Source organism: Rhodanobacter lycopersici, assembly GCF_040812335.1.
GTDB classification, from domain to species: Bacteria; Pseudomonadota; Gammaproteobacteria; order Xanthomonadales; family Rhodanobacteraceae; genus Rhodanobacter_A; species Rhodanobacter_A lycopersici.
In genome coordinates, this window is sequence record NZ_JBFOHK010000001.1 from 163,909 (window position 1) to 183,467 (window position 19,559).

The 19,559-nt window shown below is 64.1% G+C and carries 16 protein-coding genes; 15 read left to right on the plus strand and 1 reads right to left on the minus strand.

Going from position 1 to position 19,559, the window contains the following annotated elements; translation table 11 throughout:
* Nucleotides 1–4: 4 nt before the first annotated feature.
* The 15 genes from trbE to ABQJ54_RS00860 all read left to right on the plus strand — a co-directional run bounded on the left by trbE (nucleotide 5) and on the right by ABQJ54_RS00860 (nucleotide 16,185).
* Nucleotides 5–2,431: a conjugal transfer protein TrbE gene (gene trbE, locus ABQJ54_RS00790; protein WP_367852376.1), complete on the plus strand. Its 2,427-nt coding sequence runs from the start codon at nucleotides 5–7 to the stop codon at nucleotides 2,429–2,431.
* On the plus strand, nucleotides 2,428–3,156 hold the full coding sequence (gene trbJ / locus ABQJ54_RS00795; RefSeq protein ID WP_367852377.1) for a P-type conjugative transfer protein TrbJ: 729 nt from the start codon (nucleotides 2,428–2,430) through the stop codon (nucleotides 3,154–3,156). The genes trbE and trbJ overlap by 4 nt, the downstream gene beginning before the upstream one ends.
* 4 nt (nucleotides 3,157–3,160) lie before the next feature.
* The gene (locus tag ABQJ54_RS00800; RefSeq protein ID WP_367852378.1) at nucleotides 3,161–3,454 is read left to right on the plus strand and encodes a hypothetical protein; all 294 of its coding nucleotides are present in this window, start codon (nucleotides 3,161–3,163) and stop codon (nucleotides 3,452–3,454) included.
* Nucleotides 3,451–4,797 (plus strand): P-type conjugative transfer protein TrbL, encoded by a 1,347-nt coding sequence (gene trbL, locus ABQJ54_RS00805; protein WP_367852379.1) that lies wholly within the window; start codon nucleotides 3,451–3,453, stop codon nucleotides 4,795–4,797. The genes ABQJ54_RS00800 and trbL overlap by 4 nt, the downstream gene beginning before the upstream one ends.
* An 11-nt stretch (nucleotides 4,798–4,808) precedes the next feature.
* On the plus strand, nucleotides 4,809–5,516 hold the full coding sequence (gene trbF / locus ABQJ54_RS00810) for a conjugal transfer protein TrbF (RefSeq protein WP_367852380.1): 708 nt from the start codon (nucleotides 4,809–4,811) through the stop codon (nucleotides 5,514–5,516).
* On the plus strand, nucleotides 5,513–6,520 hold the full coding sequence (gene trbG, locus ABQJ54_RS00815) for a P-type conjugative transfer protein TrbG (protein ID WP_367852381.1): 1,008 nt from the start codon (nucleotides 5,513–5,515) through the stop codon (nucleotides 6,518–6,520). The genes trbF and trbG overlap by 4 nt, the downstream gene beginning before the upstream one ends.
* On the plus strand, nucleotides 6,507–7,793 hold the full coding sequence (locus ABQJ54_RS00820; RefSeq protein WP_367852382.1) for a TraB/TrbI/VirB10 family type IV secretion system protein: 1,287 nt from the start codon (nucleotides 6,507–6,509) through the stop codon (nucleotides 7,791–7,793). Before trbG ends, ABQJ54_RS00820 begins: the two co-directional genes overlap by 14 nt.
* The gene (locus tag ABQJ54_RS00825) at nucleotides 7,790–8,035 is read left to right on the plus strand and encodes a DUF2274 domain-containing protein (RefSeq protein ID WP_367852383.1); all 246 of its coding nucleotides are present in this window, start codon (nucleotides 7,790–7,792) and stop codon (nucleotides 8,033–8,035) included. The genes ABQJ54_RS00820 and ABQJ54_RS00825 overlap by 4 nt, the downstream gene beginning before the upstream one ends.
* A 17-nt stretch (nucleotides 8,036–8,052) precedes the next feature.
* Complete coding sequence (locus ABQJ54_RS00830) at nucleotides 8,053–8,316, plus strand: helix-turn-helix transcriptional regulator (RefSeq protein WP_367852384.1); 264 nt, start codon at nucleotides 8,053–8,055, stop codon at nucleotides 8,314–8,316.
* 308 nt (nucleotides 8,317–8,624) lie between these two features.
* Nucleotides 8,625–9,785 carry a hypothetical protein gene (locus ABQJ54_RS00835; RefSeq protein ID WP_367852385.1) on the plus strand — a complete coding sequence of 387 codons (1,161 nt, stop codon included), beginning with the start codon at nucleotides 8,625–8,627 and terminating at the stop codon, nucleotides 9,783–9,785.
* A 281-nt stretch (nucleotides 9,786–10,066) separates the two neighbouring features.
* Entirely contained in the window at nucleotides 10,067–10,330 is a 264-nt protein-coding gene (locus tag ABQJ54_RS00840; protein WP_367852386.1) for a helix-turn-helix transcriptional regulator, read from the plus strand.
* Nucleotides 10,327–11,670, plus strand: a complete 1,344-nt coding sequence (locus ABQJ54_RS00845) for a type II toxin-antitoxin system HipA family toxin (RefSeq protein WP_367852387.1) — start codon at nucleotides 10,327–10,329, stop codon at nucleotides 11,668–11,670. Before ABQJ54_RS00840 ends, ABQJ54_RS00845 begins: the two co-directional genes overlap by 4 nt.
* Before the next feature lie 584 nt (nucleotides 11,671–12,254).
* Complete coding sequence (locus tag ABQJ54_RS00850; RefSeq protein ID WP_367852388.1) at nucleotides 12,255–12,857, plus strand: hypothetical protein; 603 nt, start codon at nucleotides 12,255–12,257, stop codon at nucleotides 12,855–12,857.
* A 176-nt stretch (nucleotides 12,858–13,033) separates the two neighbouring features.
* Entirely contained in the window at nucleotides 13,034–14,584 is a 1,551-nt protein-coding gene (locus ABQJ54_RS00855; RefSeq protein ID WP_367852389.1) for a hypothetical protein, read from the plus strand.
* 947 nt (nucleotides 14,585–15,531) lie between these two features.
* On the plus strand, nucleotides 15,532–16,185 hold the full coding sequence (locus tag ABQJ54_RS00860; RefSeq protein WP_367852390.1) for a response regulator: 654 nt from the start codon (nucleotides 15,532–15,534) through the stop codon (nucleotides 16,183–16,185).
* A 77-nt stretch (nucleotides 16,186–16,262) separates the two neighbouring features.
* Here the strand turns inward: ABQJ54_RS00860 and ABQJ54_RS00865 are convergent, their stop codons facing one another.
* Nucleotides 16,263–19,256, minus strand: a complete 2,994-nt coding sequence (locus ABQJ54_RS00865; protein ID WP_367852391.1) for an Rne/Rng family ribonuclease — start codon at nucleotides 19,254–19,256, stop codon at nucleotides 16,263–16,265.
* Between the last annotated feature and the right edge of the window lie 303 nt (nucleotides 19,257–19,559).

Below are 19,559 nucleotides of genomic sequence, written 5' to 3' on the forward strand. Positions count from 1 at the left end.
CGCCATGTTGAACCTCGCCGAATACCGCCAGCGTCCCGCGTCGCTTGCCGACTGGTTGCCGTGGGCGGGACTGGTCGCGCCCGGTGTAGTGCTCAACAAGGACGGTTCCTTCCAGCGCACGGCCCGCTTTCGCGGACCGGATCTGGACAGCGCGACGCAAGGCGAGCTGGTGGCCACGACCGCGCGCCTGAACAACGCGTTGCGCCGGCTCGGTTCGGGCTGGGCACTGTTCATCGAGGCGGAGCGCCGGACGGCGGCCGACTATCCGCATTCGGCCTTTCCCGAACCGCTGTCCTGGCTGGTGGACGAGGAACGCCGCGCCGCGTTCGAGTCGGCGGGCAGTCACTACGAGAGTGGCTATCACCTGACACTGGTCTACCTGCCGCCGGAGGAAGCCAGGGCGCGCGCCGCGAAAGTGCTGTACGAGAACACGCTCACGGCGGGCGTGGACTGGCGCGAACGGCTCACTGCTTTCGTCGCCGAGACCGATCGCGTGTTCGACCTGCTCGATGGCGTCATGCCGGAGATCGCGTGGCTGGATGACGGCGACACGCTGACCTACCTGCATGGCTGCATTGCCACGCGGCGTTATCGCATCGGCGTACCCGAGGTGCCGTTCCATCTGGACGCGCTGCTGGCCGACGCGGCGCTGGTCGGTGGTCTTGCGCCGATGCTGGGCGATCAGCACCTGCGCGTCGTGACGGTGCGCGGCTTTCCGACCTCGACCTGGCCGGGGTTGCTCGATGACCTCAACCGCCTGGGTTTCGCCTATCGCTGGTCCACGCGCTTCCTGTGCCTGGACAAGGCGGAAGCGGAGAAGGAGCTGACGCGGCTGCGCCGGCAGTGGTTCGCCAAGCGCAAGAACGTGGTGGCGCTCTTGCGGGAAACGATCTTCCAGCAGGAATCACCGCTGGTCGACAGCGACGCGGCCAACAAGGCCACCGATGCCGACGCGGCCCTTCAGGAACTCGGCAGCGACCAGGTGGCCTTCGGCTACGTGACCACGACCGTCACGGTAATGGATGCGGACGCCGCGGCGGCGGATGAAAAGCGGCGCCAGGTGGAGCGCACCATCCAGGGCAGGGGGTTCGTCACCATCCCCGAGACCCTCAACGCGGTGGAGGCGTGGCTGTCGTCGGTGCCGGGCCATGCCTACGCCAACGTGCGCCAGCCGATCATCTCCACGCTGAACCTCGCGCACGTGATGCCGGTGTCGGCGGTCTGGGCAGGCCAGGACCGCAACGCGCATCTGGATGGTCCGCCGCTGATCGTCACGCGCACCGACGGCGCCACGCCGTTCCGACTGGTGACGCACATCGGCGATGTGGGCCACACGCTCGTGGTTGGTCCGACCGGCATGGGCAAGTCCGCGTTGCTCGCGGCGCTGGCCATGCAGTTCCGGCGTTACCTGCGCTCGCGCATCTTCGCCTTCGACATGGGGCGCTCGATGCGCGCCACGATCCTGGGTTTAGGCGGCGAGCATTACGACCTCGGCAACGAGGGTGCCATCGCGTTCCAGCCGCTCGCGCGTATCGACCAGCATGGCTATCGCACATGGGCGGCCGAGTGGGTCGAAGGGCGCCTCGTGCACGAGGGCGTCGCGGTCGGCCCTGACGAGAAGGGCGCCATCTGGTCAGCCTTGGGCAGTCTCGCCGGGGCACCCGTCGAGCAGCGCACGCTCACCGGCCTGACGGTACTGCTCCAGTCCAATGCGCTGCGCCAGGCACTCGCGCCTTATGTGCTCGGTGGCGCGCACGGCCGCCTGCTCGACGCCGACCACGATCGGCTCGGCACGGCCGATGTACAGGGCTTCGAGATGGAGGAGCTGATGACCAGCCACGCCGCGGTGCAGGCGGTGCTGGGGTATCTCTTTGCGCGTTTCGCTGAACGGTTCGATGGCGCACCGACGGCGCTGATCCTCGACGAGTCCTGGCTGTTCCTCGACGACCCGGTGTTCGCGGCACGCATTCGTCAATGGCTCAAGGTGCTGCGCAAGAAGAACGTCAGCGTGATCTTTGCCACGCAGTCGCTCGCCGACATCAAGGACTCGACCATCGCACCCGCGATCATCGAGAGCTGCGCGAGCCGCATCTACCTCCCGAATCCGCAGGCCGTCGAGCCCCAGATTCGCACGATCTACGAAGGCTTTGGCCTCAACAGTCGGCAAATCGAGATCGTCGCCACTGCCGAACCGAAGCGCGACTACTACTACCAGTCGCGTCTCGGCAACCGCCTGTTCGACCTCGACCTCGGGCCGATCGCGCTGGCGTTCGCGGGTGCATCCACGCCACAGGACCAGCGCGACATCGACCGCGTGTGGCTGGACGCGGGTACGCCCGGTTTCGCTGGCGCCTGGCTGCGCCACCGCGGCCTCGATTGGGCCGCCGACCTCATCCCTTCGTTCCCGAAGTCATCGGAGATGCAGTCATGAAGAAGACCTGGCTGGCCGCGGCGGTGGCCGTGTGGCTCACGTGGTCGTCGGCGAGCTTTGCGCAATGGGCGGTGTTCGACGCGGCGAATTTCTCGCAAAACCTGCTCACTGCCGCGCGCGAGCTGCAACAGATCGACAACCAGATCCAGCAGTTGCAGAACCAGACGCAGATGCTGATGAACCAGGGCCGCAATCTGACGAGCCTGAACTACAGCGCGCTGTCGCAGTTGCTGGCCACGCTGGCGAGCACCAACCAGTTGATGGCGCAGGCGCAGGGCTTGACCTTCAACGTCGCGCAATCGCAGGCGACGTTCAACCGGCTTTATCCAGCGTCCTACGGCGCCGGCACCAGCGCCGTGCAGATGGTGCAGGACGCGCAAACGCGCTGGCAGACCTCGGTGCAAGCCTTGCAGACCGCGACGCAGATGCAGTCGCAGGCTGCGCAAAACCTGCTGTCGGATCAGGGCGTATTGAGCCATCTGGTGACGCAGAGCCAGGGCGCGGTCGGTGCGTTGCAGGCGAGTCAGGCCACCAACCAGTTGCTCGCGCTGATCGCGCGCCAGGCGATCCAGGCGCAACAGCTCACCGTGTCGCAGGACCGCGTGACCGCGCTGGATCAGGCACGCGCGGCGGCCGACGAGGCACAGGCCGAGCAGGTGCGTTCGCGTTTCATCGGCAACGGCCCGCAGTACACGCCGCAGCCGGTGAACTTCTACGGGAACTGATGCGATGAATCGCGCATGCGTCCTGTCCGTCGTCGTGGTGCTGGCCGCTTGTGGCCGGCACGCACCGGCGTTGACGGTGGACGCATTGGCCAACGATCCGCAGCGGTTGAGGCCATTGCATCACCATTGTGCGGCGGCTCGTGCGCAGGTCGGTGAAGAGACCTGCCGTATCGCGGACGCGGCGTATGCGCGGCGTTTCTTCCTCGGCCTCGGCGGCCCGGATGAATACCAGACCCTGGCCTCGCTGCCGCCGATTCCGGTGAGCTTCGACGAGCCCGACGCCGGAGTACGGCGATGAACGACATCTCCGTCATCGACCAGTTTTTGGCCGTCTTCTCGCAGTACATCGACTCCGGCTTCGGGTTGCTGCACGGCGAAGTCGCGTATCTCTCCGCCACGCTGATCGTCATTGACATGACGCTCGCCGGCCTGTTCTGGGCGATGGGCGGCGAAGAAGTATTGGCGAAGCTGATCCGCAAGACGCTCTACGTCGGCGCTTTCGCCTACATCATCGGCAACTTCAACACGCTCGCCGGCATCGTGTTCCGCTCGTTCGCGGGCCTCGGGCTGCTCGCGGCCGGCTCGACGGTGAGCATCGACCACTTCCTGCAACCGGGGCGGCTGGCGCAGATCGGCGTTACCGCCGGGCAGCCGATCCTGCAACAGGTCGGCACGATGTCACACGGCTTCACGGCCGTCTTCAGCAACCTCGACATGATCGTGGTGTTGTTGTTCGCCTGGGTCGTGGTGGTCATCAGCTTCTTCATCCTAGCCGTGCAGCTTTTCGTGACGCTGGTGGAGTTCAAGCTGACCACGCTGGCCGGTTTCGTGCTGGTGCCGTTCGCGCTGTGGAACAAGACGGCCTTTCTCGCCGAGAAAGTGCTGGGCAACGTCGTATCGTCCGGTATCAAGGTGCTGGTGCTGGCCGTCATCGTCGGCATCGGCTCGACGATCTTCGGACAGTTCCAGACACCGGCTGGCGCCGGTCCGTCGCTGAATCATGCCCTCGCCATCATGCTGGCGTCGCTCACGATGCTGGGCTTGGGGATCTTCGGGCCAGGTATCGCGACCGGGTTGGTATCCGGCGCGCCGCAGCTCGGCGCGGGCGCCGCCGCCGGTACGGCGCTCGGTGCAGCCGGGCTCGCTGTGGCAGGTGGCGCGGCCGTCGCGACGGGGGGCGCTGCGGTCGCGGCCGGTACACGCCTGGCGGCCCGCGGTGCCGTGGGCACGGCGCGCGTAGCCAGCGGCGCTACCTCGGCGTATCGCACGGGTGCCGCCGCATCGGGCGTGACCGGTGCACGGGCCTTCGGCGCCGGGATGGCCAACGTCGCCCGCCGCGGCGCCCACGCGGCGGGCGAGCGCGTCGCCGCGCGTGCACGCGCCATGCGCGATCGCGCGGCGTCGGCGGTCGGTGCAGGTGCGCCTTCCGCTTCGCGCGAAACCGCCAGCGAAGCCTCTGCATCGTCGACGGTGGCCGGTAATCCCCCCGCATCTCACGACAAGGCACCCGACTGGGCGCAGCGCCTGCAACGCCGGCAGCGCGTTGCGCATGGCACCTCGACGGCTGCGCACGTCGTGCGCTCGGCCGATCACGGCGGCGGCGGGGCCGCGCCGGAACTCCACGATTCCTCGAACGAGTAAGGGGGCGAATCATGCGCTTCAGACGACCTGGCGTGCGTTACAGCGAATCTCCCGTACCCGCTACGCCGTATCAGGCCGCAGCGCAGGTCTGGGACGAACGCCTCGGCAGCGCGCGCGTGCAGGCAAAGAACTGGCGATTGATGGCCTTCGGTTGCCTGGGGTTGGCGCTGCTGATGGCCGCCGGCCTCGTCTGGCAATCCGGCCAGTCGCGCGTCACGCCCTACGTGGTCGAGGTCGATCATGCCGGCGAGGTACGCGCGGTGGGCGCAGCGGTGACGTCGTACAAGCCGACCGACGCACAGATCGCCTGGTACCTGGCGCGCTTCATCACCGACGTGCGCGCGCTGTCGATCGATCCGGTCGTGGTGCGGCAGCACTGGCTCGAAGCCTACGGCTACACGACCGACCGGGGCGCGGCCACTTTGAACGACTACGCGCGCGCCCACGATCCGTTCGCCCACGTCGGTCAGGACTCCATATCGGTGGACGTGACCAGCGTGGTGCGTGTCAGCGACACCTCGTTTCAGGTGCGCTGGACCGAGCAGCACTACCGCGAGGGCACGCCCACCGGCATCGAGCAGTGGACCGCGATGCTCACCCTCGTCATGCAGACCCCGCGCACCGAACAGCAGCTGCGCCGCAATCCCCTCGGCATCTACATCAACGGGCTGTCCTGGAGCCGCGACCTGGACGCGCCCGAAGGAGCGAAGAAGTTATGAAACACGCCATTACCGCCCTTGCGATCGTCGGTTTATCGAGTGTGCTTGCGGGCTGTGCCACGCAGGGCAGGCCGCCGCCGTCCATTTCACTCGATGAGCCCGTGAAAGCCGAACCGCTGCCCGAGCCGGCGAAGCCCGTCGCGGTCGTGGAGGTGCCCAAGCCCTTGCCGTTGCCGGGTCAGATGAAGCCGCTGCCGGATGCGGCGGATGCAAAGCCTCCATCGGTGCCCGCCGATCCCCAGTCGCGTGTGGAGCAGGCGAACGCCGAGGCCAGCGTGTCGCCCACGCGCGAGGGCTACATCAACGCGATCCAGGTCTGGCCGTTCTCGGACGGCGCGTTGTATCAGGTCTATACGAGCCCCGGCCGCGTGACGGTCATCAGCTTGCAGCCGGGCGAGGCACTGGTGACGGTCGCCGCTGGCGATACCGTGCAATGGATCGTGGGCGATACCGCGAGCGGCAGCGGTGCGGGCCGGCGCGTCGCCGTGATGGTCAAGCCGGTGCGTACGGACATCACGACGAACCTCGTCATCACCACGAGCCGGCGCACCTACCTGCTGGAGCTCACGTCCACCGCGAAGGCGTGGATGGCGTCCGTATCGTGGGAGTATCCGAAGGACCAGATGCTGGCCTTGCAGGCCCAGGCGCAGACCGACGAGGCGCAGGCGCCCGCCGCCGAAGGACTGTCGCTCGACCAGTTGCACTTCCGCTACGCGATCACGGGCGACAGCCCGCCATGGAAACCGGTACGCGCGTTCGACGACGGGCGGCATGTCTATATCCAGTTCCCGGCCGGCATCGCGCAGGGCGAGCTGCCACCGCTGTTCGTGGTCGGACCGGATGGGAAGGGCGAGCTGGTGAACTACCGGTTCCACGCGCCTTACGACATCGTGGATCGCCTGTTCGGTGCGGCCGAGCTGCGTCTGGGCGGTGACAAGGCGGCCGTGGTGCGCATCGCGCGCACCGACGGCGTCGCGGCAGGAGCGGGTCATGGACACGACTGATCGCGTTGCCTCGTCTGCGTCGAAGGTCGCGCCCGAGGGTGTCGCGCTGCGTGCCGCGCCGCGTCCGGTGACACGGCTCAACCGTCGCACCCTGGCGGTGTCCGCCACGGTGCTGGCGGCGGCCATTGCCGGCGCGTCGATGTGGGCACTGCAATCGAAGGGGCGGCGCGGTTCGGAGGATCAGACCAACCTGGTCAACGTCGACCGGGTCGCCAGGGCCGATGACCTGGATCAGTTGCCGGCTGACTACTCGAAACTGCCGGCCAAGCCGGCACCGGCCGCCAGCGTGCCGCAGCTCGGGCCACCGCTGCCAGGCGACTGGGGTGCGGCTTCGGCTGCGCCGCCGCTGCCCAGTGGCGCAACGAATCCCGGTCCATCGGCCGAGAGCGTGGATCGGCAGCGTCAGGCCGAGGAAATCGCGCACTCGTCGGTGTTCTTCCGCACCAGCAATACCACGGGAAAAACGGACGCGGCGGTCACGATAGCCCAGGTGCCAACCACACCGACCGCTTCGGCCGGGTCGTTCAATCCGATGGGTGCCGGGCCGGCGTCGACGGCCGCGCAGCCCAACGATCCGACGGCGATCCAGAACCGGCAGGACCAGAAGGAAGCGTTCCTGGCCAAGGGCGGCGATGCCGCGACCCGCAATACCGGCACCCTGCAGGCGCCGGCTTCACCGTACACGGTGATGGCCGGGACGATCATTCCGGCGGCGCTGGTGACGGGCATCAATTCCGACCTGCCGGGGCAGATCATCGCCGAGGTCACCCAACCGGTGTACGACACCGCGACGGGTCGCTACCTGCTGATCCCGCAGGGCTCGCGGCTGATCGGTCGCTACGACAGCCAGGTGGCGTTCGGGCAGCGGCGCGTGCTGCTGGTCTGGCTGCGACTGGTGCTGCCAGACACCTCATCGATCGCCCTGGACAAGCTGCCCGGTATCGATCCGGCCGGCTATGCCGGCCTGGAGGACGGGGTGGACTGGCACTGGGGTCGCATCCTGGGTGGCGCGGCGCTGTCCACGCTGCTCGGTGTCAGTTCCGAGCTGGCCGTCTCGAACGAGGGCAACGTCAACGGCAACGCGGTCATCGCCCTGCGCGACAGTGCGCAGGACACCGCCAACCAGGTCGGTCAGGAGATCACGCGACGCAACCTGAGCATTCAGCCGACGCTGACCGTGCGGCCAGGATTCCAGGTCAGCGTGATGGTGGACAAGGATCTGGTGCTGCGACCGTATCAGCCGATGTTCTTTCAGCGAGGACCGATGCCATGAGTCCGTCTCCGAAGAAACTGCGGCTTGGCCCGTTACCTCGGACGGAGGTCGTAAAAGTCACCTTTGCCTGCGCGGCGGCGCTCAAGGTGGAACTGGAACGCTACGCGACGATGCACGGACAGACCTATGGCGAGCCGGTTGACGCCGTGACGCTCATCCCGCACATGCTCGAAGCGTTCATGGCACGGGATCGGGGATACAGACAGGTGTGCGCGATCAAGGCGCGTGGGGGGAACACATGAGTTGCCGGAAGAAGACCATGGAAGAGAAAGCTGCCACCGCAGACATCCTGCCTGGCACCGGCTATCTGCGTCTGGCGCAGATCATCGGGAGGCCGGCGACGAAGGGGCGGCCGGCAACGCCACCGATCATCCCGGTGTCGCGATCCACCTGGTGGGCAGGGGTCAAATCCGGTCGTTACCCGCAACCCACCCACGTGTTGGGGCCACGAATCACGGCATGGCGTGTGGAAGACGTGAGGTCACTGATTGAACAGCACGGCATCATGCGCACTTTGCGGTAGATCGCCGGCCGATCACGATCGCCCGTGGTGGAAAGAAGGTGGGGCCGTGGGTAGCGTCAGTCACCTGGTCGCGCATCGACCGAAGGGTCCCGCGCCTCTGTCCGGCGCACTGGATGCGCGCCGCTGGATTTTCATTGAGACCGATTTTGAAATAATCATCAGTGAATTCCTGTGAGAGGATCGGCCCGAGAGGAGATGGCGGGGCGCCGAGCGATCCGGGTGGGTGCCTTTGCCGGCATCCGTATCGACGACATTCCTGAAACTGTTGTGTACCGGCAACAGTGCCAGAGCCCTAGCGAGCGGATGCCATGAGCCAAAAGGTCAGTCGTGAGACTCTCTACGACGAGGTGTGGGCGGACCCGGTGACGGAGGTGGCCAAGCGCTACGGACTGTCGGATGTCGGGCTGGCCAAGCTCTGCAGGACGATGGGCATTCCGCTGCCGGCGCGCGGGTACTGGGCGAAGGTGCGGGCCGGGGCAAAGCCTAAGCGCACGCCGTTGTCGACGCACGGACGTTATCGGCAGACCGCCAGCCTGACGCGCCTCGGCCCGGAAGCAGTCAAGGAAAAAGATGAGGTCAGGCGTCGTGTGCGGGAAACCAGGCAGGTGATCGAGGTTCCCGCCGGCCCCATCGACCGGCATCCGTTGGTGGCGGCGGCAGGCAAGCGGCTGGCAAAGGGTGACGTCAAGTCGGAGAAGGGGTTGGTCTCGGCACCGGCCGAAGTCCTGCATGTCGAGGTGTCACGTGGTTCACTGGAGCGTGCGCTCGATTTGTTCAATGCGTTGATCCTCGAGTTCGCCAGGCGCGGTTCCTCGGTGGAAGTGGATCCGGAGAAGAAGCGCACCGTGCTGACCATCGAGGGCACCCGGGTGGAGCTGAGCCTCACTGAGCGTGTCAGGCGCAAGGAACATGTGGACACCCCGGAGGAAACGAAGGCCAAGGAGCGCTACTGGAAACTGTCCCATTACGCCCGGGGTGAGTATCCGGGGACGCCGAGATACGACTATCTCGCGACCGGCATCCTCACCATAACGGCCGGGCGATGGCCGGCCCGAAGCTGGAACGATACGGAACGCACGCCACTCGAGCGGCGATTCCCGGAGGTTGTTTCCGGCCTCATTCTCCTTGCCACGGAAATCCGGACGCGCGAGGAGAAGCAGGCGAGGGAAGCGGAGCAACGGCGCCTGGCGAAGGAGCGCTACACCCGGATCATGGAACAGCGCAAACGGGAGCGCGGGCTGTTCGAAGCTCTGGAAACCGAGGCGACGAAGTGGGAGCGGGCAACGCGCCTTCGTGCCTACGTGGATGCCGCCGAACACGCGGCGACATTGAAAGGCGAGCTTACCGATGAGCTGGTGGACTGGATTGGCTGGGCCAGGGCCAAGGCCGACTGGCTGGATCCGATGATCCGCGTCTCCGACCTCGTTCTGGATGCCCCGGAGCCGGAGAAGCCGGCTCTTTGGTGGTGATCGGGACGTCGGGCATCTGCCATGGCTTCATCGTACGGGCGGGAGGGCCGATGCCAGGGGGCGCCGATTGACAGGATTTCGAGGGACTGGACTGCATCGAACTGACTCCCCCCTTCGGTTTTCGGTTCCGTCTGATTGCTATATTTTGTATCCCATGGGCCACAAAATGGCTGCTTGACGCGATTTCTGTAGCTTCTGGGCCACAAATTGGCTTGACACAATGTGTCCCCCGGGCTACATTTTATCCATGTTCTCTCGTCCATGATGCCCTGGGGCTACAAATGACGATGCTCGCGAACGTGGCGGAATTGCTGAAGCAGGTGCGCCGGGAAGCCGGGCTCTCCCAGGCAGAACTGGCGAGCCGGGCCGGCGTGGCGCGCACCACCGTGGCACGCATGGAAACCCTGGCCAAGGGGGACATGAGCGTGTCCGCCCTGGTACGGCTGCTGGAGGCGGCCGGTTACGACCTGAAGGCGGTCAAGCACGGTCATGCCAGGACGCTCGAAGACATCCTGGCCGAACAGCGCCGCGGAGACGGCGCATGAGGCTCGATGTCCAGGTACTGGGACGCAAGGTGGCGCAGCTCTATCGCGAGCGCGACGAGTACGTCCTGCAGTACGACGCAGGCGTGGCGCCGACGGATTTCGTCAGCCTGACCATGCCGGTGCGGGAACAGGCATGGCGCTGGCCGCGTGACCTGCATCCGTTCTTTCGGCAGAACCTGCCCGAAGGGTATCTGCTCGGGGTCATCCGCGAAGCCTTCGGTCCCTTGCTCGACGGCACCGACTTGTCCTTGCTGGCCGTGGTGGGTGGCATGGGCATCGGGCGCGTGACGGTGACGCCGGAAGGCGTGCCGCCCGGCACGGACCTGGCGCCCTTGCATGTCGAGGAACTGCTGACGGGGGACAATACAGCCGGGCACTTTGCCGATCTCGTGCGCCGGTATGCGCGGGCAGCCATCTCCGGTGCCGTGCCCAAGTTCATCGCACCGGAGTCGGACGGCGACGAGACCATGCCGCTGGGCAAGCCGACGTTGCGGACCAGCCGTCACATCATCAAGGGTTCGGACGACAGCACCCCATACCTGGGCTTCAACGAGTTCTACAGTCTGCGGGTGTTAGAACGTTTGAACGTCGCGCCGGTCGTCAAAGCGCAGATGTCCCAGGACGGCCGGGTGCTGGTCGTGGATCGTTTCGACGTCGATGCGAACGGATTGCCGCTCTGTGGGCTGGAAGATGCGTGCGGGTTGCTGGGCCTGCCACCGCACGAGAAGTACGCCACGACGACGGAAAGGGTGCTCAACGCAACCCGGGCCTATCTACCCGCGGGTACGACGCGGGCGCAGTTGCTGCAGTTAGGGTGGCAGCTGCTGACCAACTATGTCGTGCGCAATGCCGACTGTCATGCCAAGAACGTGGCCCTGTACTACACCGCCTTGGCTGATGTGGCCTATACGCCGGTCTATGACGTGGTGACCACGCAGGCCTATCCGCGCTATGCCACCAATCCTCCGGGCCTGTCCATCGAGGGGCGTCAGACCTGGGCGCCGGGCAAGTCGCTGGAGCGCTTCTTCAACACGCGCCTGGGCATCGCGCCGCGGGATTACGCGCAGATGGTGGAGCAGCTGTGCGAGTCAGCGTTGGAGGTGGGTCGCGAGATCATCGAAGCCGCGAAGAATGAGCCGCCATGGCGAGGCATCGCCAAGCAGATGGTGCATGCCTGGAACGAAGGGACGAACACACTGCGTGGTCCGAAGCGTGTTGCCGGGTATCGCGGGCTGGATGCGGCGATCAAGGCTGCGGGGTTCTCGGATCCGGAACCGCCGGAACCTTCCCGGATGCCCGTGGGGCGGTCGGAACTGCTCGCGCCGCGACGCAAGCGTTGATTTCACCGAGATGGCAATGACGGATCAAATCCCAGGTGCCGGTCAATCACACTGGATATCCCGATGAATTCAGCTTGGAACGCTCGAGGTTGTGCGTATTGGGTCACCGGTCGGGCACAATCGACTGGCAGCAGCCGACCCAAACCCGCCAGTCGCGACAGTAGGGTTTCGGGTAGGCTGCCCGATATGAACGCCGATGCCGGCTACAGGTCAACTAAGCCTTGTCGTGCATCCGCCCGGATCGGCCTTTGCAATCAGAGCGCTATATGATGGACACGGTACGCCATGAGCCACTTGGAAGGTGCATGTATTGTGAGGATGGCAAGCCACCATTTACTGATGAGCATGTAATGCCACGTGGCCTGAATGGAGATCTGCTGTTTCCAAAGTCATGCTGCGCGAGGTGTCAGAAAATAATTGGCTATATTGAGACCGCTGTACTTAAGTCAGGATGGTTGTCTGATCCACGCCTAGTGATGGGCCTTAGGTCCTATAAGCCAAAGAAGCAACAAACGCATGTCAAAATGACATTTGCTAACGCTCGCGGTCAAAAGTTCACTCGATACGTGCGTAAGGAGGAAGCGGTGGCATTGATTTCAATGCCAGGCTTGATCGCACCACGATATCTCACGAACTCACTGCCCTTGATGGCAAAAGACGGGATGGAGTTATATTCCACCAACGACGCAATTATATATCGAGGTGCTGTTGAAGATGCCGGTGCTGCACACTCAGAAAAGCTTACAGGAGCAATCGCGAGGCTCTGTAGGATTTACGGTGCTACTAAAATTGACCTGTCATCGAAAATCGTCCCACCACAAGTAATTCGATTTCTGTGCAAGGTTGCCCACGGATTTCATATATGGGAACGTGGACTTTTTCCTCTGGAGGAAAGTCCCGCTATTGCCATTCTGAAGTCAGAACGAACTGATTATTCAAATTGGATCGGGAGCAAATCCGTTTCATCAGGTCAGGACCCGCAAGCATCGATGCATGAGATGTTTATCGAGGATGTCACCACTAAATCTGGCTTGCAATGCGTTGTTGTCAACATTGCGTTGTTCAACCATTTTGGTCCGAAGTTAGCCTATCAGGTCATTACCCACGCTCCAGGATGGCAAGAACATGTCGTCGCGGCCAATGAGGCTAGAAGAACAGGGGATATTCATTTGATAACTCATCGCTGAGTCTGGACACTTTAGGGATTCTTGGTGGCGAGATAGCATGCCGCGATGGGCGCAAGCCGACCCTAACCGGCCATTTCTGCGTGGACTTGGAGTCCAAGTAAGCAACAACAGTACACACTATGTCGACTTAGGCGAAGAATCTCGCTGTTTCGCCAGCCCGATTATTAAAGCAACGAATGAGCACGCCAGATATGACGTCTGAGGCAAACATTGACGACAATGCCTTCATTTCGGCGATATTGGCTGAGAAGTTTTCCTTTACTGACCCACTGAAGGCTTCTGAAGCCGTGAAAGCATCGCTTCAGAACTACCCGGGCGAACTGAGGGATGATTGGATCGCCTATCTAGCAAGAGACATGAGAGAGGGCGAACTAGACGTCATTCTCCATTCGCACCTCGAATGCAAGGGACTTCGCAACGCAAGTGAACGTCTGGTCACAAGCTTGGCTAACTTCATCGAATTCCAAGTTGTTGCTGTCCCTTCGAAGTTTTCGCCATTCGTAACTCACCCCGAGACGCCACCTGGAATCGACGCTCTCTATCGTTGGGGAGCCTCCCAGCTCCATGACTATGGGCGCCAACAATCCGTAGTTCTCGCTAACGTCGCGTTTAAGCTACTTCGCTGGTGTCAAGTCAGCGGAATCAAGCAGCTCGATATCATCGAATCGCCTATCGGGGCCACACTACCTGTCCGCGTACTAGCTGAAACACTTCGGGATGCCGGGATAGAGGTTGGAGTTCACGTATTTCTCTCGCCTCGGCTCGATCGTCATGGGACGAAAAACTCGATAAGTAGTGCTGCGGCGATGTTTTGTAAGCCGTTGCGCGCAGGATCGCACCCTGTTCTCTTTCCAGACGAAGTCATTACAGGCACTCGCTTCCTAAAGCTCCACAAGGCGCTGAAGAAACACCTTGGTGAGCGAATTATTCCACTCGCGCTCGAGGTGAAGGACTGGTCCAGAACCGAGCCCATTGATCCGTCTACAAAAGAGAGGCTATTGACCCTCGTACATGAGAAGCGGATCCGATTTCCGGCAGCACCAACCCATATCGTCTTCCCACCAGCGCTGCTCGCCTTCATCGATGACGGCGCTCCCATTTGCGCCTCGAATCCTTTTTTTTGGTCCGAACTCGATATCTGCGCTGGAAAGCGAAAAGTAAATCTTCTATTCGGCCTGCTTCACGAATTACAGAAGATTCTAGATGAATTATCTCAAACGAACAGCAAGCAATTGAACTACCTCTGCAACCTTTGGGGACGATCCTCCGCCGGATTTCAAGTTATTGGGCACGATCTCTTCATAAAGGAACAAATCCCTAGTCTTGCAAAGACCGTAAATTGGGACGTAATTTACGATGCTGCTCGAGCCGCCTTTAAAGAAGAGTACGAAGGACGGCTGCCGAGCTTGAGTGAAGCCGATGTACAGGCGAGACTCGAGTGGGTGCTGTGCAGTATCCGCGAACAAATAGACAAGGGCCTTGTTCCCGAGGATCATGCTAGTGAAGGGTGGATGCTCCAAAAAGCCGCATTGGATCTCTTCGCATTAAGCAGCGGGAATCGGAGAGGGCCATTGCCTCGCGATCGAGACTTTTCCGAGTACACGTTGCCTTACGTCAGCCCCGTATTTGCTGTCCATGAAGAGCTTGTTAGGCTCGTTCTGAACGACGTCAAAGGATGGTGCTGTGCCAGCCCCACGAGGGCGGTTTTAGCACGCACCTCCCCCTGATCCGTGCGGAACCCGCAATGCCTGCTCCGTTGATGACCACTCTCATGCCGTGGCTCCATTGCCCAATGAATGAATAAGTACAGCGCTACGTGCTTGGTGCGGCCATCACAATGGATTATAGCCGGGCACAGCGGACGCTCGGCCTGGGCATCTGATTACTACCACAACGACCGACAAGGCGAACATTCAACGCCCGCTATCGCGCTACTCGGCTCAGGGGGGGCGACCGTCAGCTCCTGGCCGGTGGCTGGCGTTTTGCTGGGTTGGTTGAGAGGGCGCGTAAACGGCTACGAGCTGGGGGCACTTATGGGGGCATATTTTTTTGGACGACTCGTGCAACCCTGATCCTATGCGAGATTCGGTGCCCCTCTTGGCACCAATCGCAAATCTCCGGGTAACCGGAAATTTCAGGAAAACCCGCTACTTGGCGGGTTTTTTCTTGTCGCGATATGTCAGTAAAACTCACGACATATCCGGCAAGCTGGTTTACGCGTGATGGTGATCGATGCTCGTGTGGGATGAGTATGCAGGCATCGGTCGAAAGTGCGTGCAAGGCATTGATGGATTGATGGAGTGCGTGCGATCGACGGAGGATCTTGGCGCGTCCATCCATCGTCTTGCCGTATCGCGGCACGTACACGGGGAACGCCTGCATGGTGTTTGTCCTGGAACATCCGTTTGCACAGCAGAGATCGCAACGCCCGTGCTGGAACGCTCGATGCAGGTGGTCCGGCCGGCGTAGTGCGGCATGCGAAATCATTGCCTGATGTGACGTACTTCGCATTTGATGACTCCATGGCGACCCGGGTCGGATCAGTGCCAGGGTTTCGCTTGCATCCTTCGGCAAAGCCACCTAGCTTCCAGCGCGAGTGGTGTCCTGGCGCACTCATGCGCCACATCCTCGCGGCATAGCGGCAACCAGGAGCAGCCATCAGGGAGGGCAGGACATGATCCAGATCGTTCTCATCGACGACCACGAACTCGTGCGCACGGGTTTCCGGATGATCCTGCAACAGCAGCCGGACATGAGCATCTGCGGCGAGGCGGCCAGCGCGGAGGAAGGCCTGCGCCTGGTCCGGAGTCTCAAGCCCGAGATCGCCCTGGTGGACGTGCACATGCCGGGCATGAGCGGCATCGAGCTCACCGAGCGGGTAAGTCGCGCCGAATTGGCGACGCGCATCGTGGTGGTTACCGTGGTCGACGACGGCCGCTTTCCCAAGCGCCTGCTCGATGCCGGTGCTTCGGGCTACCTGACCAAGGGCTGCAGCGCCGATGAGCTGGTGACGGCGGTGCGCCAGGTGGCTGCCGGCCGGCGTTATCTGGCGCCGGCGGTGGCGCAGCAGCTGGCACTGGCCACGCTGGACGGCAGCAGCTCGCCGTTCGATGCCCTGTCCAGCCGCGAGCTGGAGGTGGCGTTGATGCTGGTGCGCGGCAAGCCGCTGACGATCATCGGCGAGCAGCTCAACCTGAGCCCGAAGACGGTATCGACCTACAAGCAGCGGCTGATGGAGAAACTGCACGTGGAGCACGTGCTGGGGCTTGCCCACCTGATGACGGTGCATGGCCTGATCGATGCGCCAAACCACCAGGTAGGCGCCTGAGTCCATCTGACTCGGATCCCGCCCACGAAAAAGCCGGACGTTGGTCCGGCTTTTTCGTGGGCGGGTGATCACGGCGCTCAGGGCGCTGCGTCCTGCCTGGGTTCCTCTTCGGGCTCCATGGTTGCATCGGCGGCCTTGACCTCGGCCTCGGGCTTGGTCACCGCGGGTACGCTGGCGGAATCGACGAGCAGGTCACCCTGTTGCGGCTGCACCGTGGCCGGCGCAGGTGCGGCATGACCATTGATGCCTGCATGCGGAGATTCTGCGTGAGCCTCCGTGCCTGCGGACGGAGCCGGGGCAGATGCCTCCGCGGCGTCCTTCTTCTCGGCGGCCTGCGGCGCGGACTCACGTGCCTGATGGGCTTCGCCGCCGGTGGCGGTGTCCGCCTCGGCCGGTCGTGCCGCGTCCGTGGCGGGCGCAGGTGCCGCGGGCTTCTCCGGGATCGGCGGCAGCGGCGGCAGGCTGAAGGCGGTAGCGACGGCGGCTGCCAATGGCGCCTCGGTCAGCACCACGCGCGCAGGCTCGGAGCGCTCGGCCTGCGCCGGCGTATTGCGCGGCGCGGGAGCAACACGGGGTGTGACGGGCGCGGGCGAAATCACTGCCTGTTCGACGATCTCGTCGGCAGACTTTTCTGCAGGCACCGGCGCTGCTGCGTTGACAGGCGGGGACACCGCTGCTGGCCTGGCTTCCTCGCTGGCGGCATCGGCCTCATCGCGATCCTCGTCGTCCAGCTCGTTGAGCTGTTCGGCGTTCTGCGTCGTGTCGGCAGCTGCGTCCTCGTGACGACGGCGGCGGCGACCGCCACGGCGGCCGCGACGGCGGCGCGAGGGGCCTTCGGCGTCGCCGGCGGCGGCATCGGCGGTTTCCTGGCCCACGGCGGCCGGCAGGATGGCCAGCTTGGCCTCGTCGACCGGTTCGGCGGGTGCGGCAGCAGGGCGCGTGGCCGCTGTTTCCGGCTTCGGCGCCGGGGCCGCAGCGGGAGCCGGTGCCGCCGCTTTGCGTTCGGCACGCTCCGGCTGGGCGGCCTTGCTGGTGTCCACGGCAGTGTTGCGTGATTGCTGCTGACGCTCCTGCTTCGGCACCTGGGGATTGGCCTGCGCCTGCTGGCGCGATCCACCCTCGTTGCCTTGTTGGCGGTTGTTGCGGTTCTGCTGCTGGTTCGGTTTGGCCGACGGCGTGCCGGCCTCGCGGCGCTGGCGGTTGCCGCTGTTGCCCTGCGCATTGCGGTTGCGCTCGTCGCGACGCGGCTGCTGCTGGCGATTGTCGCGTGCCTGGTTGCTGCGGTCCTTGCCGCCGGCCGGCATGGCGACAGGCTCGCTGGTAGCCGTTGCCGCGGCGCTGTGGCGGAACCAGCCGAACAGGCGGGAGATGATGCCGCCGTCCGGGGCGGCAGCGACCGGAGCAGGAGCAGCGGCGCGGCGCGGTTGCACCGGTTGCGGCGCGGGAGCGGGTGCTTCTTCGCGCACCGGGGCCGGCGTGGCGGGCACGATGCCGCTGACGGCGGGCTGCTCGCTGCTGCCCAGTGCCTGGCCCATCTTGGGCAACGGCGCGGCTTCGACCGCGGTGAGGCGTTCGTAGCTGGGCTTGCTGTGCTCGCCCATGTCCGCTTCCTTGATCCGCTGGATCTCGATATGCGGCGTTTCCAGCTTGTCGTCGGCCACGATCACCACGTGCGCCTTGTGGCGCAGCTCGATCTCGACCACGCTGGCGCGCTTCTCGTTGAGCAGGAAGTTGGCCACCGTGGGCGGCGCCTGCACCAGCACCTGGCCGGTGTTGTCCTTCATCGCGTGCTCTTCGATCAGGCGCAGGGTGGACAGCGCCAGCGATTCCACGCTGCGGATGTGGCCGTGGCCTTCGCAGCGCGGGCAGACGATCTGGGTGGCTTCGCCGAGGCTGGGGCGCAAGCGCTGGCGCGACAGCTCCAGTAGGCCGAAGCGCGAGATGCGGCCCACCTGCACGCGGGCGCGGTCGAGCTTGAGCGCGTCCTTGAGTTTTTCTTCCACCTCGCGCTGGTGGCGCGGGCTGTCCATGTCGATGAAGTCGATCACGATCAGGCCGCCGGCGTCGCGGATGCGGCACTGGCGGGCGATCTCGACCGCGGCTTCGAGGTTGGTGTTGAACGCCGTTTCCTCGATGTCCGAGCCCTTGGTGGCCTTGGCCGAGTTGATGTCGATCGCGGTGAGCGCTTCGGTCTGGTCGATCACGATCGAGCCGCCGGAGGGCAGGCGCACCTGGCGGTCGAACGCGCTCTCGATCTGCGTCTCGATCTGGTAGCGGTTGAACAGCGGGGTGTCGTCCTTGTACAGCTTGAGCTTGCGCAGCGAGGTGGGCATCACCTGCTGCATGAACTCGCGGGCGTCCTCGTACAGCGATTCCTCGTCGATCAGGATCTCGCCGATGTCGCTGCGCAGGTAGTCGCGCAGGGCGCGGATGAACAGTTTGGATTCCTGGTAGATCAGGAACGGTGCTTTGCGCTTGCTGGCGGCCTCGGAGATCGAGCGCCACAGGGTCAGCAGGTAGTCCAGGTCCCACTGCAGCTCTTCGGCATCGCGGCCGAGGCCGGCGGTGCGCACGATCAGGCCGACGTCGTCGGGCACGGTGACGTGCTCCAGCGCTTCCTTCAGGGCCTGCCGGTCCTCGCCCTCGATCCGGCGCGAGACGCCGCCGGCCTTCGGGTTGTTCGGCATCAGCACCATGTAGCGGCCGGCCAGCGAGATGAAGGTAGTCAGCGCGGCGCCCTTGTTGCCACGCTCCTCCTTCTCGACCTGCACGACGACTTCCTGACCTTCCTTGAGCAGGTCGCGGATGCCCGACTTGTGCGGGTTGAGGCCGGGGGTGAAGTACTGGTCGGCGATTTCCTTCAGCGGCAGGAAACCGTGGCGCTCGGCGCCGTAGTCGACGAAGCAGGCTTCAAGGGATTGCTCGACGCGGGTGATGCGGCCCTTGTAGATGTTGGCCTTTTTCTGTTCGCGGGAGGGGATTTCGATGTCGAGATCGTAAAGGTTCTGGCCATCGACGATGGCCACACGCAACTCTTCACGCTGAGTTGCGTTGATCAACATGCGCTTCATTGTAGTTTTCCTCAGCTCGCCCGCGCGTCGCGTGCCGCGGTGGCGCCGGGATGGCGGCCTGCCGTGGATCGCGCCGCTGCGGTGGAGCGGCTCATGTGACGGCGCCGTTCCCGGCGCCCGGATGTTCGGTCTGCTGCACCAGCCGCGCCCAAGCGACAGGCTTCGGGCAAACGACAGCCCGAACCGTTACGATGAAAGGGAGTCGCGACCGCTGCTTGGGAATCGATCCTTGGGCAGTCGGCGCAATCCTCGCCGGCGTGACGGGCGGGGCCCCGGCCCGAACCGGTCTCGGCGGGCAGGGAA